This is a genomic window from candidate division KSB1 bacterium, from assembly GCA_034521575.1.
Lineage (GTDB): Bacteria > Zhuqueibacterota > Zhuqueibacteria > Residuimicrobiales > Krinioviventaceae > JAXHMJ01.
Map to the genome: position 1 here is coordinate 209392 of JAXHMJ010000005.1, position 15954 is coordinate 225345.

The 15954-nt window shown below is 48.6% G+C and carries 12 protein-coding genes; 3 read left to right on the plus strand and 9 right to left on the minus strand.

Translation table 11 applies throughout. The features are described 5' to 3' along the window. Positions 1 to 11: 11 nt before the first annotated feature. A complete protein-coding gene (locus U5R06_13770; GenBank protein MDZ7723836.1) occupies positions 12 to 1922 on the plus strand; it encodes a right-handed parallel beta-helix repeat-containing protein in 1911 nt (636 codons plus the stop codon). 114 nt (positions 1923 to 2036) lie between these two features. Beyond that, a complete protein-coding gene (locus U5R06_13775; GenBank protein MDZ7723837.1) occupies positions 2037 to 2363 on the plus strand; it encodes a hypothetical protein in 327 nt (108 codons plus the stop codon). 20 nt (positions 2364 to 2383) lie between these two features. Here U5R06_13775 and U5R06_13780 read toward each other — a convergent pair whose 3' ends face one another. From U5R06_13780 to U5R06_13805, 6 genes are read right to left on the minus strand one after another with little or no spacing between them, the layout of a single operon-like run. Beyond that, complete coding sequence (locus U5R06_13780) at positions 2384 to 2506, minus strand: hypothetical protein (GenBank protein MDZ7723838.1); 123 nt, start codon at positions 2504 to 2506, stop codon at positions 2384 to 2386. Further along, positions 2507 to 3205 carry a cytochrome c biogenesis protein CcsA gene (ccsA, locus tag U5R06_13785; protein ID MDZ7723839.1) on the minus strand — a complete coding sequence of 233 codons (699 nt, stop codon included), beginning with the start codon at positions 3203 to 3205 and terminating at the stop codon, positions 2507 to 2509. It lies immediately after the preceding gene. Between the two features lie 9 nt (positions 3206 to 3214). Continuing rightward, a complete protein-coding gene (locus tag U5R06_13790) occupies positions 3215 to 3886 on the minus strand; it encodes a heme exporter protein CcmB (GenBank protein MDZ7723840.1) in 672 nt (223 codons plus the stop codon). Next, positions 3883 to 4572: an ABC transporter ATP-binding protein gene (locus U5R06_13795; protein MDZ7723841.1), complete on the minus strand. Its 690-nt coding sequence runs from the start codon at positions 4570 to 4572 to the stop codon at positions 3883 to 3885. Before U5R06_13795 ends, U5R06_13790 begins: the two co-directional genes overlap by 4 nt. Then, entirely contained in the window at positions 4569 to 5516 is a 948-nt protein-coding gene (locus tag U5R06_13800) for a hypothetical protein (GenBank protein ID MDZ7723842.1), read from the minus strand. Before U5R06_13800 ends, U5R06_13795 begins: the two co-directional genes overlap by 4 nt. Positions 5517 to 5566: 50 nt before the next feature. Then, positions 5567 to 7540 carry a cytochrome c-type biogenesis CcmF C-terminal domain-containing protein gene (locus U5R06_13805; GenBank protein ID MDZ7723843.1) on the minus strand — a complete coding sequence of 658 codons (1974 nt, stop codon included), beginning with the start codon at positions 7538 to 7540 and terminating at the stop codon, positions 5567 to 5569. Between the two features lie 277 nt (positions 7541 to 7817). Between U5R06_13805 and U5R06_13810 the strand changes: the two genes are divergently transcribed. After that, on the plus strand, positions 7818 to 10457 hold the full coding sequence (locus U5R06_13810) for a choice-of-anchor Q domain-containing protein (protein ID MDZ7723844.1): 2640 nt from the start codon (positions 7818 to 7820) through the stop codon (positions 10455 to 10457). Between the two features lie 40 nt (positions 10458 to 10497). Here the strand turns inward: U5R06_13810 and U5R06_13815 are convergent, their stop codons facing one another. The 3 genes from U5R06_13815 to U5R06_13825 form a co-directional block, all read right to left on the minus strand. Beyond that, positions 10498 to 10965, minus strand: a complete 468-nt coding sequence (locus U5R06_13815) for a flavodoxin family protein (GenBank protein MDZ7723845.1) — start codon at positions 10963 to 10965, stop codon at positions 10498 to 10500. Continuing rightward, positions 10943 to 11746, minus strand: a complete 804-nt coding sequence (locus U5R06_13820) for a glycerophosphodiester phosphodiesterase family protein (protein MDZ7723846.1) — start codon at positions 11744 to 11746, stop codon at positions 10943 to 10945. The genes U5R06_13815 and U5R06_13820 overlap by 23 nt, the downstream gene beginning before the upstream one ends. 138 nt (positions 11747 to 11884) lie before the next feature. After that, entirely contained in the window at positions 11885 to 15952 is a 4068-nt protein-coding gene (locus U5R06_13825) for a PKD domain-containing protein (protein ID MDZ7723847.1), read from the minus strand. Positions 15953 to 15954 lie beyond the last annotated feature (2 nt).

Here is a 15954-nt window from a genome sequence, read left to right on the forward strand (position 1 = left end):
AGGAGATATTTATGAAGGTCTTATTCATGTCAGCAAAACGATCTGTTGAAGAAACATTACCGGCCAGCACGGGCATTTTTCACAAAGCCTGGATGACATTTTTCTGTCTCATCGCTATGGCCGGAGTCTTTTCTGTCATCGCAGCTCCTTCCGGCGGTCCTTATGGACCGATTCATCAAACCTATAAACTGCCGAATATATCCGGAACTCTTTACTTTGTTGCAGCCGATGCCGACCCCAACGCGACGGGAACATCACTTGAAGCGCCAACCCGCCTGGAAACGGCAATGGCCACAGTCAAAACCGGAGATGCCGTCATTCTACGCGGCGGCACGTATCGCACAGGCGATCTTGTCCTGAATCAGGGCATCGTTATGCAGCCGTACCAGGATGAACGTCCGGTGATCAAGGGGAGTTTTATCGCTCAAGAATGGCGAAATCTCGGAAACGGGCTCTGGACCACCTCCTGGCCACATTTGTTTCCTTCCAGACCCGCGGATTGGTGGCGGCGCTACCGTCAGGGCAAAAAAACCCCCCTGCATCGTTTCAACAATGACATGGTGTTTGCGGATGGTCATTTTTTACAGTCCGTGGGATGGGAAGGTGATGTGGATAAAGACACCTATTACATCGATTATGAAACAGGCACTGTCTATATCGGTATTGATCCTGATGATCATCTCATCGAGATCACCGCGTTCAACAGCGCTCTCACCCGCACCACCGGCAAAGTTCATGGAAAAACATCAGACAGACGCGGTCCTGTGATCCGGGGTATTACATTTACCCAGTATGCATACCGGGCCCTGGAAATAAAAGGCACCGAACCGCAGGGTGTATCTGATGAATCTCAACACGGCAAGGATGTCATCGGCACCACTCTGGAGCATTGTACCCTTTCTTACTGCTCACGAGTCGCAGGTTATCTGCGCGGTGATTCTTTGACCATCAGACACTGCAAAGTGAGTGACACCAGCACGGAAGGCATTTATATCATCGCATCCAATGACGTGTTGCTGGAAAAAAATATTTTTACTCGCAACAATATCGAACGCATCACCGGCTATTATCCGGCAGCGGTAAAAATTTTTAACCAGAGCCATAGGGTCACATGCCGGGACAATCTGGTCATTGATCTGCCCTATTCAAACGGTATCTGGTACGATGTGGGCAATGTTGACGGGGTATTTGTAGACAACTGGGTACAGGGTGTTGGAACTAACGAGACACCGATTGCCACCAACCGTTTGTGGCCGAGCGATAATGGTTTCTTTTTCGAAATCTCCAAAGGCGCAGTTTGTGCCGGCAACGTATTTGTCGATTGCGATCACGGCGTCATGATCCTCAACAGCTCTGATGTTCACATGTACCAGAACACGTTCGTCAACAGCCTGGCTTGTATCGGGCGGGACGGACGCAGCGCGGAAGGAGATCATTTTGGCTGGCATCCGGCAACCGGTCCGGGCGTTGAAGAACGCGATGGCCATATTTTCGCCAACAACCTGCTGAGCGGTAAAGATATGAATCGTCCCCTGCTGTTTGTCTGGCAGCCGTCGGAGTTGTGCGACCGTCTTCGCGATCCCATGCTGGACATGCTGGATCACAATGCCTATGTTCGCGGGTCTGATAAAACCGAATCCCCTCTCATCCTCTGGAGTCCGGCAGCTAACCAAACCTGTCAAATTGAAATTGAATCTCCGGATGAACTGCATAGTTTGCATTCCCAATACGCGGCAAACAGCCGGTTTTACGATCAATATGCAGGTCCTCTTTTTCAAAGCCGAGAGTTGGAAAACTTTTATCCCCTGCAAAATTTTCCCGGACTGAATTCAGGTCTAAAGCTGCCTGCTCAGATTAAAAACCTGTTGAAACAGACTGAACTACCGGAAAACACGGTTGGTGCATTCCCCCCCGCCGACTGAGAATTGAACAAAAAGGATGCTTTGGCATTCTTTTTGTCTTTATCCGTCATACAATATTTTTCTTTTAATGATCTTTACATGTGTGGGGAAATGTGCACTTTGGGCGAGGAGACTTTGCCTGTTGCACAGAGCGGTACCATACAGCCTGTGGTACGGGATATTTTTGTATACAAAGCTGCCCGGAATAGTGACGTTGAGCAGGTCGGATTCAGTGCGTTTTTCAGGAAAATCAAAACAGACCCCATAGCGCGTATTCAATCAGATAAATCCGGTTTTTTTCAGGTGAGCCTGGCCCCCGGTATCTATAGTTTCTTTGTTATGGAAAATTCGCTGTTTTACGCCAATTCAGTCGATTCGCAAGGATATATCCAGGCGGCCCGGGTTTATCCGGATTCAGTGAGCCATCGGCCTATCAACATTACCTATAAAGCCACCTTTTAAAGCCAAAAGGGGTGAACATCTTATTCAAGATGCTGTATTTTTTTTTCGATTCGTGTTAAAACAGCAAAATTGCGCACCAGATACAGCAAAACAGCAGTGACAATAATAAAATAAGCCGCAAAAAGATAGACAAAATCAGACATTTATTGACTCTCCAAACTTGTTTTCCAGATTAACGCTTCCGCTTTATCCCCCATTCTCAACGTTCGGCTGCGCAACAGGACCAGAGTGATGAATAGCATTGTAAACGCCACAAGAGAAACCAACAGAGTGATCAGCATGTGCGGATGCAAGCCGCTATCCTCGCCGCCGCCGATCACCGCGCCTGGATGCAGGGTGCGCCACCAGCGGATCGACATATACACCAGAGGAACATCAAGGAACCCGACAATCCCGAATACGGCCGCAAACTGGGCTCGACGCTGCGGCTCTTCGATAAATCGACGCAGCAGCAGATAAGAAATGTATAAAAGCCACAATACAAACGATGTGGTCAAGCGTGCGTCCCAGGTCCACCAGGTATTCCAGACCGGCCGCGCCCATAACGGGCCACTGAGCAGCACCAGGGTGATGAACAATACACCGATTTCAGCCGCGGCATGCGCCAGATAATCCCACTTGAAACACCGCGACTTTAAATACAGTATTCCGGACACGCACACGATGAAAAATGACAGGAATGCAGTCCAGGCCGAGGGCACATGAAAATAGAAAATACGCTGTATATGTCCCATGCTCTGTTCGGTCGGTGCAAAGAAAAAAACCATATACAAAGCAACGGTTAACAACAACCAGGTCACCAGGGATAGTAAAAGATAGAGAGGTTTGATCGATTTTAGCATAGTACTTCCTTATTCATCTATCACATATTCAAATAATAGAATACAAGCCGTGATCATTATGATATCAAAGACAAGCAGCAGTCTCAGCCACGCTGACAGGAATCCGCTCGAGGCCTCGCTGTATAAAGTCAGGGTTGTTCCTCTGACCGCGGCCAGAATAACCGGCACAGTTAGTGGAAACAGCAAAATCGGCAGCATCAAATCCCGGGCACGAGTTTGCAGCGCCATGGCAGCCAAAAAAGTGCCGGCAGCTGAATAACCGATGCATCCAAGCAGAAGAATCAAACCAAAGCGCAGGGGCTGGATCGGCATTTGCATGTTGAAAAAAACAATCAAAAGCGGCAGAACAATCGCTGCAGTTAGCAGCATAAAGATCAATTGGCTGAGTAATTTGCCCACATAGATTGCGCTGCGGCTGACCGGACATACCCGCAGTCCAGTCAGAGCGCTGTTTTCGATTTCGCGTTCCATTGAACGGTTCATACCCAAATTTCCGGCAAACAGCAAGGCGGCCCAAAGGATTCCGGGGATGAGCGTTTTTTCCGTTCCATCAAAGACAATGGCAAACACAGTAATGACGATAAATGCAAACATGAGCATGGCAATCATGACATCTTTGCTGCGCCATTCGATTCGCAGGTCTTTGAACAGCAGCGTTGACATTTGACGCAGCCAGATCATAACCCTGTCACCGGCCAATCATCCAGTTCCAAAGTTGTGATATCTTTAACAGAACAATCCGCTCGAATGCCCAGGTTTTTAAGAACAAGAATCCGGTCTGCGTGCTGCTTTGCAAAATCAAAGCGATGTGTTGTAAAAAAGATTGTGGTGTTGCGGTTGCGGCTTTCCAGAATATCAATCAAAGCATGCTGTGCTCCGGCATCCAGTCCGGTCAATGGTTCATCCAGCAACAAAATATCCGGACGGTGCAAAATTGCTTTTGCGATCGACAGCCGCTGCAGCATACCGCGGGAAAAATGACGCACAAACAGTCCGTTTTGACGAGCCAGCCCCACCTGCTCAAGCAGGTCCCGCACTCTACCGGCCGGTTTTTGAATACCATACATGCGCGAAAAGAGCATTAGATTTTCATACGCTGTCAGATCAGAATACAACCCTGGTTGGTGAGCAACAAGACCTGTCATTTTCCGGACTATATGAGGATATTGAGTGACGGAATATCCCCCCACCCGAACGGTTCCGCCTGACGGTCTGATCAATGCGGCCAGGATAAACAACAATGTCGTTTTGCCGGCTCCATTGCCTCCCAGCACGGCTGTTCGCGATCCGGGTTGCACTGAAAAACTGATTTTATTCAGAACCGGCCGATGACCATAATATTTGCTGCATTCCTGAACCGTGATCATTTCCGTTTTACCCGCAGTACGATCAGATAGGCGCCAATACAAAAAAACACACTGATGATGATAGCCGGCCAGGGAGATTGAGCGCTCACGCCCTCGCGTTTTACAGCAAACTGCAAAAGAGTCTTATCCCCGGCCCGAGTGCCGCTGTAACGTCTGTAGATATGCGAACCAATCTGAAAATCACCGCGATCCTGCAGATGCTCCGATATCGCCTGCAGATGCGTGTCTGCGAGAAAAACGCCAAACGAACGTGTATCAGGATGAATATCGGTTAAAACAGGCGTACGGTTGCCCTTCCAGTTCAATTCATAGGTATAGGTAAGCTGACTTTTTCCAGGTGGTAAAATTCGTTTGTCATACACCCGGCCTTTTTCATACATCACATCAGCATCCGAAAGCCGTTCGCCCGGCTGAAACAGCATTAATTCCTTCGGAACGGAAAATTGAAACAGCGCCGGACCGACCGGTGTGTCAGAGCGAACATCGAGAACCGTGAGGTTTGAATCATTTTCAAACACACGGGTCTCACGGATGTGTACGGTTTTACCTAAATCCTGAACCACAACATGGTGCATCAGAATATGCAGCGATGCAGCGCTGTGGGTGGTATCATAAACAAAAAGCGTCAAACCTGAAGATTCATCCGGCGACAAAGCATCCGAATAATAGCGCACGCCCTGATTTTGAGCCGATGCATATACAGTCCCCCCGCTCGCGGGTTGATTCAGCTGTAGTTTAAAACGCCCCCTTGAATCAGTGGTCGTCGTATCAAGAGTAAAGGGAGCCTGCTGACCAATAACCGCCAGGAGCTCAACATCAATACCGGGAGCGGGCATACTGTCCCGGCTTGCATTCAAAACAGTACCCGCCAGTTCTCCGGCTTCAAGCGAGGAAAAAACAACCGGCACCGTAAAAAGTATAATAATCTTTATAAAATCGAGCATGCAACTCCTTTAGGATCGGATTATAAAAGTTCAGTTCATCTGCACCGGTTTCATTGCAATGATACGCCGGCGTCGTCCTGCATGGCAGATGGGTAGCGTTTTTTATCGCCAAAAGAAACCAGAGTACCCAGTACCATAATTATACCTCCCATCCATATCCACAGAACCATAGGATTCACCATAATCTGCACCGTAGCGGTTTGGGAGTCCAGTTGATAATCCGCCAAAATAACATAAATATCCCGCAGCAGTGATGATCGTATACCGACCTCGGTTACAGGCTGATAATTGGAATGGAACTGTCTCTGGGAAATAATAGGGTTTACCTGCCTGCCATTTCTCAATAAATCAAAACGCGCGGAAATCAGAGTCAAGTCACGCTCGGATGATTTTTCCAGGCCTTTGTAATTCAGCGTCATACTCCCTACCTGTATGGATTCGCCCGGACGGAGGGTGCGTTCCAACTGAGAATCAAAGGTCGAAGATAGGGTCAAACCGATAAAAAACAAAGTGACGCCGAGGTGAACAATATAGCTTCCGTACCGGCGTTTGTTGCGGGTCAAGGCAGCGGTCAACCCGCGGAAAAATCCTTTCTCACTGGTATGCAGCGATTTCTGAATGGTTTCCACAGCTTGATTAACGGTCAGGATCAGGACAAACACACCGGTGGCCACAGCCAGAACCAACCCGGCATGGTGTATACCTTTTATCAACAAAAGAATCAGTGTAAAGACCGCAATCACACCGGGGATGCGGATTTTTCTCCAGATTAAATCCAAAGAGGTTCGTCCCCATACCAGGAGCGTGCAGACTCCCAGGGTCAGGAAAAGTGCAACGCCGAGTACCGCGGCAATCCGGTTATAATAGGACTCACCAACAGACAGCTGCTGATCTCCTATAGCCTGCGAGATTGCAGGAAACAGAGTGCCGATAAGCACAGCAATCGCAAACAACAGCAAGATGAGATTGGTCAATAAAAAAGCGGATTCTTTCGAACGCCAGCTTTGGATGACACGGCCTTTAAACCGGTCTTTACGCTTTAGCATTAAAAGCAAAGATCCGGCCAGAATAGCCCCCATAAACACCAGAAAAGCCGGTCCCAGGGAGGAAACACCAAATGCATGCACAGACGAAATGAGGCCGCTGCGGGTCACAAAGGTTCCGAAAATGGTCAGAGCAAATGTCAGGACAAGCAAGGCAAAACTCCAGGTTTTCAGGGTATCCCGTCGTTCCCGGGCAATGATAGAATGCAGAAACGCCGTACCGGTCAGCCATGGTAACAGAGAGGCGTTTTCAACCGGGTCCCAGGCCCAGTATCCACCCCATCCGAGTTCCACATAAGCCCATTGCATGCCCAGAATATTACCGGCAGTCAGAAATACCCAGGCGAAAAGTGACCAGCGGCGTACCAGAGTTAACCATTGCAGGGTTTGCTCATTCAGTATAAATGCAGATATCATAACGGCAAAAGGAACCGTGTACGCAACAAACCCGATATAAAGTGACGGGGGATGAAAAATCATACCCGGATTCTGCAGCAAAGGATTCAGTCCGGTGCCTTTTTCGGGAGCAAAGGGCAAGAGATAGAATGGATTGCTTTTAAAAACCAGCAAAAACAGGAAAAAACACAACGAGACGGCCATAATGCCCAGAGCATTGGGAAGAAAAGATTCCGAGTGTTGTTTTTTTCTCCACAATAATAGAATGGAAAACAGTCCGAGCAGCCAGGCCCACAAAAGCAGGGATCCGGCCTGCCCTGCCCACAAGGCGGTCAATAAATAGTACCAGGGCAAAGACCGATTAGAATACCGGGCCACGTATTCAAGCTGAAAATTATGTGTAATGAGTTCATAGAGCAAAACAGCGAGCGCTATGGTACAAAGCGCCGCCGCTGCACCCAGTGCGCGATCAGCAATCCATATAAAAGATGAATGCATTCTCCGGCCATGCAAAAAATAAAGCAGCGCCGCAAAAGCAGAAAAAACAAATGCAGCATTCAGTGACTGGTATCCGAGTTCAACCACAATGTATCCTCAAGTTTATGTTGTATCAATATAAAAAACACAACACTTATTGGCAAGACTAAAAAAAAGCCATTGGTTCAGAAAATGATTGACTTTTCGCTCATTATTTCGTAAATAAAGATCAACAGCAGATCGGGGCGCGAATTTACTTATGACTAGCTATTCCACAGACGACCATACCCTTGGACTCTCATGCTTCTGGATTGCGACTCTCATCAGATTGTAATTGGCGAGTCACATTCATAACATACATTCTTTATCAAGGAGGAGGAGCATTATGAAACGTCTCATTTTATCGCTCATGGTTCTGGGGGTATGTACAACCGGATTTTCAAAAACACACTATGTAAACAACAACGCGGACAGCGGTCCCGGGTCTTTGAGAAATACGATCGCCGGGGCAGCCAAGGGAGACACGATTAAATTCAAAAGTATCACCACTATTGGACTTTCCAGCACTCTGGAGATTAACAAGACACTTTACATTATTGGGAACGAAAAACAATCCGTGGTTCTGGACGGACAGGACAAAACCGCAATTTTACGGGTTGTCAAACCGGCTTTCAGTCGGACAGCCACCGCTTACATTTATAGGATCCAGTTTATTAATGGGAAGAACGGTAAGTTTCCCCGACTACCGGAAAACGGCGGGGGTATTCTGAACCATGCAACGCTTTATTTGAGTCATTGCCGTGTACTCGACTGTTATGCAACCGGCGATGGTGGTGGTATTTACAATGAGGGTAACCTGTATGTTTACGATACGGAAATCTCCGGCAATAGAGCCCTGCTCGACGGCGGTGGAATCATGCTTGATACCCAGTCCGGTAAAGTCGAGATCAGGGAATGCAAAATCAATAACAATGAAGCGGATCATGGGGCAGCAGTCTACAGTTTTGTCGATTTTTCATGCGAAAATTCCATCATCCGCAGCAACATCTGCAACAACAATTCCGGCGCCGTGCATTTTAAAATGACGAGCAATGATACCAGTCAATTTATATCCACAACCATCGATTCCAACAGCGCAATTGGATTGCATGCAGACGGTCCGATTGAAATGCATAATGGAAACATCAGTTACAATGGCAGTATAGGGATCAATATGATGGATTATGGCAATATGCCGTTTCTGGATATTTTAAACACTGAAATACAAAGCAATGGACAGGAAGGGATTTCTCTGGATGAATCCTGTAACCTGTTCATGGAAAATTGCAGACTAAAAATGAATAGCAGAGGTGTTTTCGCATTTGCAGAAAATCTTTTGGATATTAATCAATCCGAGTTTGTAGAAAACATAACCACAAGCAACGGGGGTGGTATTTACAGCGCCAATGATGCCGATTTGATTTTAAATGAGACGACATTCTCAAAAAATGAAGCAAATAAGGGCGGTGCGATCGCAGGACTGTTTGAGGAGGTGACCATTGATTGGTGTCAGTTTAATCAGAACAAGTGCCAGACCGACGGGGGAGGTATTTCTTTACTGTCCCTGGGACCGGTGCATGTCAATAATAGTGTGTTCTCGCAAAACGAATGCGTGGATTATGGCGGCGGATGTTATCTAAAAAGCTATGAATGGATCGAACTGAATTTGACCCGGTTTATGCGGAACACATCAGGAAGCGGCGGCGCCTTGTTCAACGAAAACGACAGTCTGATATTAAATTCAGTCCAAATGCAGGAAAACTATGCCGCAACGGACGGCGGCGGCATTTTCAATACACTCGGCGGTAATATTTATGCATTTAACTGTACATTACATTCAAACACCGCGGATCAGGATGGCGGCGGACTGTACAACGGATTTGCCCCAGGTTATCCGACGAGCGGCATGGGAAGCTATATCGAGATGGACAGCTGCCGCGTACACGCAAATTTATGCGACGGAGACGGGGCCGGCATCAACAACACCGATTATTTGCTACTGACCCGATCCTCGATCAGGGCCAATCACGCCCAGAGCAACGGCGGCGGTTTTTACAACGAAGGTGAAGAAGCGCGTTTGATTACGGAAGAGACGAGTTTCACTTTAAACACAGCAAACAACGGCGGCGGAATCTGCAATATGAAGTTTATAGAAATGGATCGATGCAACATCAGCGGCAATTCAGTCGACAATCGCGGAGCTGGTATATACAATATTTCTACAGATCCCTGCGAGATCACCAACACCACATTTTATGAAAACCTGTGCAGCGCAAGCGGACAGGGCGGCGGTATGTACGGCGCCGGCATGATGACTGAACTCATTAATTGCACGTTTAATAAAAACAAGGCCATGGACGGAGCTTCGATCAACAACATGGACCCCGGGTTGATGATTTCCAACACAATCATGGCCAACTGCCTGGCTGACAGTGAATTCAGCGGAACCGTGCCTTCAGTGAATAACCACAATCTGGTGATGGACGGCAGCCTGGCCGGCGCCGCAACCAGCGATCCGCAGCTGCTGCCTTATGGGGATTACGGCGGATTGACCCTGTCCTGCGCGCTCGCAGCGGAAAGTCCTGCTATTGATGCCGGAGACAATTCAGCCATCTCTTGTACGTGGGATCAGTGTAACAATCCACGTTTTTACAACAGCGTGATTGATATCGGTGCGGTCGAATTCCAGGGAGCAACAGAGGTGGAAACAAAACAACTGCCGGAGCAGTTTGCTCTGTTTCAAAACTATCCGAACCCGTTCAATGCAGTTACAACCATCCGCTACAAAGTTGCCGATCCGACAACTGTACTTTTATTGATTTATGATATAAAGGGTCGCCTGGCCAGCACACTCGTAAATGAGCAGCAAACGCCGGGTGAATATCAGGTCCGCTGGCAAGCAGACCCGTTCTCTTCAGGACTGTATTTTTTCAGATTAAAAACAGAAACGTTCGATTGCACAAAATCAATGATACTGCTGAAATAAACCGAACGCCCTGTATCGGACTATCTTCGATACAGGGCGACTATACAAGCTGTTTCGCCCATGCTTCGGCTCGCTCCAGTTCGCCTTGTTTGATCGGACCTTTGGTAGCATTGACGATAAACCCGGCCGGGTCACCTTTTACAGTACCGCCCTTTTGCTGTAATGTCCTGAGCATAGGTTCCGCAGCATAGCCGAAAAGTTTGACAAAAAAGCGCAGGAGCCAAGAATTTGTATCCTCAACTGAAATCCGGGTATCAAAGGCAGCCACGCCAATGCCATTTAATGATCGACGCTCAAGCTGTTTTAAAAACGTTTGAATGTCAGCTGTGGGCTGAAATTTTCGCGTTGGTGAACCGACAATCAGCAAATCAGCTGCTACCTTAAAAGCGTCAAGCTCGGCAGGACGAGCCCATTTGACAGTGTGTCCGGTTCCGAATGCGCTGCCGACGGCACGCGCCACTTTTTCCGTGTTGCCGAACACCGAGTCATAGACGATCAGGATATTCATATCGCCTCCTTTGATTTCTTTTTGTACGGGATAAATTTAATTCCGAATAGACAAGATCCGGTCTGTCGGTAGTGATCGAATCCACACCGCAGCGGTTGAAATAACGAATTCGATCGGGACGGTTGATGGTCCACACATGTGCGGAAAACCCGGCTGCGTGCAGACGGGTCACCCAGGCCGGTTTGACAATTCCGGGCAAACCACGGCTGTTCACCCCGCTCGCCCCTGTCTTTAACAGTTTTCTGATGGTACGCCGCGCACCGGGACGCCAATATCGATACAAACCTTTGTAATCGACAAGCAGCAATGTTTGAACCTGCGGCAGCAGATTGCCGCAGGCCGCTACAATGCTCTCCTCAAAGGACATCAGTCGCAGCTGCTGAACCGGAAACCGGGCGCGAATCAGCAATTGTCGTAGCGGCTCTATAATTCGCAGTCCATCCTTGATCTCGAGAAAAAGATACTTGCTTGACGGCAACCAATCAAACAACTCGACCAATCGCGGAATACGCTGCTCCCGAAACCGACTGTGCTTCCAGGTCCCGACATCAAGTTTCCGGATATCATTATAACTGGCCTGCACCACATTGTGGTAAAGTTTCCCGGTACGACGTGTTGATGGATCGTGAATACAGACAATCTCCCCGTCCCGGGTCATGAAAACGTCCGTTTCGATACCATCGGCATTCTGCTCGAGGGCCAGTTCGAAAGCAGCCATTGTATTCTCCGGCGCCCCATAAGAGGCGCCGCGATGGGCGATGACCAGCGGATGGGTGTTCATTGTATATATTCACAATTCATTTCACAATTTTCTAAAGATATCCAAATCCCCCGGGGAATGCAATTGTTTTTTTTGCAGCCCCCCTTCTTTCAATCTTGTAAAGAATTCTGCAACTTTTCCGGAGAATCGAATATGATACTATTTCAGGTAAAGCAGTTTTCTCTGTAACGATTGATTTCCCGCAGTCATTTTCAGCATATACATCCCGGAACCTGCATCAATGCCATAGTTGTTTTTCCCATCCCACGATACAGTATGAATACCGGCCTGCATGGGATTGTGCACAAGTTCCCGTACCGGTTGGCCCAGAATATTGTAAATTTGAATATCAACCCGTCCCGCAATTGGAAGTTCGTAGCGAATCACAGTCCGATTGTTAAACGGATTCGGATAATTGGCCAATTTGTAGGTCTCGGGCAGGGTCTCGATTTCCAGATTATCCTGATTGTCCCGGATAACACTGACCGGAGTATTATCCGGGCTGCGCAGATCAACCTGCTCAAAGCAGAGCGCGGACGCTCCGCCCTGGCCGGTTCTTTGAAAGAGAATGGAAAATAAAACACCGCTCGGGTTAATCACAGCGCTCTGGTTGGTGCCGGTCAGCTTCGAAAAGGTGACATCGACCTGTCCCGGCTGCCCCGTGTCTGTAAACAGCACACAGGATTCATCGGAGGGTGTCAGGAGACTGCCCGATTCAATCCGGTCAACTGTCAATGCAGCAGTATTAAACGACAGTTTTAGGTGCCCCATGGCAAGACGGTTTACATTTTTTAGATAAACATCATAGCGCAGTTTTCCGTCGTTTTCACTCCATTGTCCGAATAAACGGCCATCCTGTTTGGCAAGAGAGGAGCCGTTTGTATTCAGAGCCAGATAGTACCAGTTCCACATGCGGGTAAAGGTGAACAAATCTTCAAACCCGACGCGCCCGTCCGGCGCCGGTGTCAGCATCGGCACAGCGCCGCTGGCCGGCCCGACATCCCCGCTTGCATGATTGACCGGTTTCCAGTAGGTTCCCAACAGTGCAAAATCCCGGGTATCGATATCCAGATCCTCATCAAAATCACACAAGATCGATGATGAACCGCTTGATCCGGCGGACTCTATTTCCGTGCCGGAACTGTTCACTTCGATGGCTGTTCCATCAGTCTGCCGCAAATCCAGTCCGTAAAAATCTATGGTACTGGCGCAATTTCTGACTTTGACCTCAAATTCAACAGATGCCAGCAGGCCGCTTCCGGAAATTGATTCAGTCGAATTCCCCTGAATCAGCCGCGATTGATTGATTTCAATTCGACCATTGGCCTCATCAATATCAGACAAAAACGCCTCCGAAGCTCCGCCGCTGCTCATAAACCCGCCGGACGTCACCTGCAGAGCGCTGATTTTATTCTTGTTGTAGAGCAGATAATACTGTGCGGCCGAAAGGTTCATTACATTTTGCGCGTAAACATCGATGGTAAATGTTCTGCCTTCTATGCCCAGAACAACCTGCGGAAAAGTCAACAACTGACTGGAACCGATATAATAGGTCCCCTGATCGCTTCCGGTTTTGCTGTTGTAATTCACCTGGACTTTTGCAGTGCGTTGAGTGTTATCCGGAGTCGTATTGGTAGGAACATAGGTGATCACATACTGTTGTAAAATCTGGTTACCGATGCGGTCCAGGATATTATTAAAGCCCTGGCTTAGCTTGTAAAAGTAGCCGCCGGTCTGTTCCGCCAGTTTTTCAAACTGGGGTTCATCCGGTCCGACCACGTTACAGAGAATATTTCGGGCGTTCAGATGCGAAATCATAGTTTCCGTGGTAAAATGGGTGATCCCGTCGCCGCTTTCACCCGCCTCATGATAATCCGCATCTGTAATCAGAACTGCAATCCGCTGCGCCACAGCGCGGTAGCTGAGTTCAGCTGCAGCTTCCAGGCCTTTTAGAGCATTCTCTTTGCTGTCGCCGCCGCCGCTGGGATCCAGTCCATCGACCCATGTCTTGAATTCAAGGGCATCCGTTGTAAAATCATGAATAGACGTTATCTCGTCTTTGAACGTCACCAGCCCCAGACGATAGTCCATGCCCCGGGCTGCAATAGAATCCGCAAACGCCAGACTGCGGTTCTTGAGCGCATTCCATTCATCATCAAGGCTGCCTGTGATATCAAATACAAAAACGATGTCTGCCTTTGCACCGGATGTCATGCTCAGTGTAGATATTGACAGATCAGATACAGCCTGATTGTCCTCTGTAACATCAAATGCAGAAAACGGCAAGCCCGTCAGGGGTGCATTTGTCAGCGTATCAATCACAGATACAAACAGCTTGACAAGCGGAAAATTCGTCGGATCGATGCTGGTAATGGACACCTTATAAGCATCTTCTCTTGAGGGCTCGCCGGTAACTGTGATATAATGAGTCTTGGTTTCAACATAATCGCGGGTTCCATCCGAAACGGTCAGGGTCACAGTATAGTTTCCGGGATTTGCATAAACCCACTGCGGATGCTGTTCCTCAGAATCGACCACACCATCGCCGTCAAAATCCCAGGACCAGGATACAATATCCTGCGCCGCCTGAACCTGCTTTTGATCCAGCGCCGCGGCCATGCCTTTGTGCAGTGCGCCGGTACTGGGCCGCAATCCCTGTATGTAACTGTCAATCAACACCTGTCCGGTATTGCCGTCGATTTCACCCACCATCCAATAGTCACCGGTGCCGCTGGCGGGGACATTCACTGTGTGAACCAATCCTGCCCGCGTATAAATCTGCACCACAGCCTCAGATGCCGTTAAACTCCCTGTTCCTGCATATCGATGCACATAAAATTTGTATCTCCCGGATACAAATTGCTTAATGGTAATCGTCTCCGGTCCGTAACTCTCTGTATCATCGTGATCGAGATAGGCGTAAGGAAATGAGTCACTTGATCCCTTGTCCGAATAGTAAACCAGATGATGCGTATCCTCGCCGGGCTTGGGCACCAATAAATGAATATCCAGGTCTCTCGGATTCAGACCCCAGTTCAACACAATACGCATTTCCGCATCTGTGATCATCGGACTCAGAGAGATATCCAGGGTTTTTTCTTCCCCCTCTGACAAGGAAACCGTAGATCGAAATGTTGAATAGGTTTCTGCGGATGCGGAGATCGTTGACACACCGACACCGGACAAATTTTCAAACTGTACGGTCAACGGTGCCGGACCGGACCTGGGCGTGCCGCTGAAATTGGCCAGAATAACATTTGTGGGTATGTTCTGGATACAATAATTTCCATCGTTGTCTGTAGTCGTGGACAGCCCTGCAACCGTGATTTGCGCCCCGGCAATACCATCACCGGTTGTGGCATCTGTCACCTGGCCGCAAAGTGATGCGCCTCCTTCGCCGCCGGCTGTCTCGCCGACGGTAAGAATCAGACGCGCAGACACATAACCGGAAGCCGTGGCTTCAATGGCCGAGGTGCAGCCGGTGTCCGCATCCGCCGGAACCGTGGCATCAAACTCTGCATATGAGGCACCGGCATTAATGGTGATATTCGCGGGCACTTCAAAACACGGATTTTCAGAGCTCAGGGAAATTTCTACATCTGAAGCCGGAATTTCATTCAAACTCACACGCACCCGCGAATTTGAATTGGGTGGGGTGACCAAAGGATTTGCCGTCAAAATAATGCGTTTTTCAAAGACACTCGATATTTCCAGCTCTGCCGAAGCATCCGGATAATCCGATTTGTAATAAAAGGAAAACGTTGAATTGATCAAACCAGACCAGTCGCCGCTCCACGCTGCAGGAGCCACCGCATAATGCCAGTCGCCCCGGGCCCAGTCATGCACAGCAATATAGCCGCTGTTTGATACACCGCCGGTTTCCGTCCACTGCATCGTGCCGTCGCCATGCGCGTTCCAACCGTCGAGTCCCGAATTGAACTCACTGGAAAAGCGCGTACCTACGGTGACGTTATCAATCGAGCCGATATCATGTCCACTGTGCGTTTCCGTACGAATACGAATCCGCTGGACATTGGCCATCACCTCTTCAAAATCGGATTGCGACACACCGAATTGATCCGCTGTCAGAGAAATCTCGAATTTCTGCCATTCATTGGCAGCGGACGGCGGCCCCCAGTTTGCAGTAATGATGGTACCTTGCGCCCGGACTGCGGGCTGTATGAGTAAAATCGACAACAGGAAACCAAAGACAATCGTTCTAAACATCT

Coding starts and splice junctions, on each gene's coding strand:
- U5R06_13770 (MDZ7723836.1), top strand. CDS start 12: ATGAAGGTCTTATTCATGTCAGCAAAACGATCTGTTGAAGAAACATTA.
- U5R06_13780 (MDZ7723838.1), bottom strand. CDS start 2,506: ATGTCTGATTTTGTCTATCTTTTTGCGGCTTATTTTATTATTGTCACT.
- ccsA (MDZ7723839.1), bottom strand. CDS start 3,205: ATGCTAAAATCGATCAAACCTCTCTATCTTTTACTATCCCTGGTGACC.
- U5R06_13790 (MDZ7723840.1), bottom strand. CDS start 3,886: ATGATCTGGCTGCGTCAAATGTCAACGCTGCTGTTCAAAGACCTGCGA.
- U5R06_13795 (MDZ7723841.1), bottom strand. CDS start 4,572: ATGATCACGGTTCAGGAATGCAGCAAATATTATGGTCATCGGCCGGTT.
- U5R06_13800 (MDZ7723842.1), bottom strand. CDS start 5,516: ATGCTCGATTTTATAAAGATTATTATACTTTTTACGGTGCCGGTTGTT.
- U5R06_13810 (MDZ7723844.1), top strand. CDS start 7,818: ATGAAACGTCTCATTTTATCGCTCATGGTTCTGGGGGTATGTACAACC.
- U5R06_13815 (MDZ7723845.1), bottom strand. CDS start 10,965: ATGAATATCCTGATCGTCTATGACTCGGTGTTCGGCAACACGGAAAAA.
- U5R06_13820 (MDZ7723846.1), bottom strand. CDS start 11,746: ATGAACACCCATCCGCTGGTCATCGCCCATCGCGGCGCCTCTTATGGG.
- U5R06_13825 (MDZ7723847.1), bottom strand. CDS start 15,952: ATGTTTAGAACGATTGTCTTTGGTTTCCTGTTGTCGATTTTACTCATA.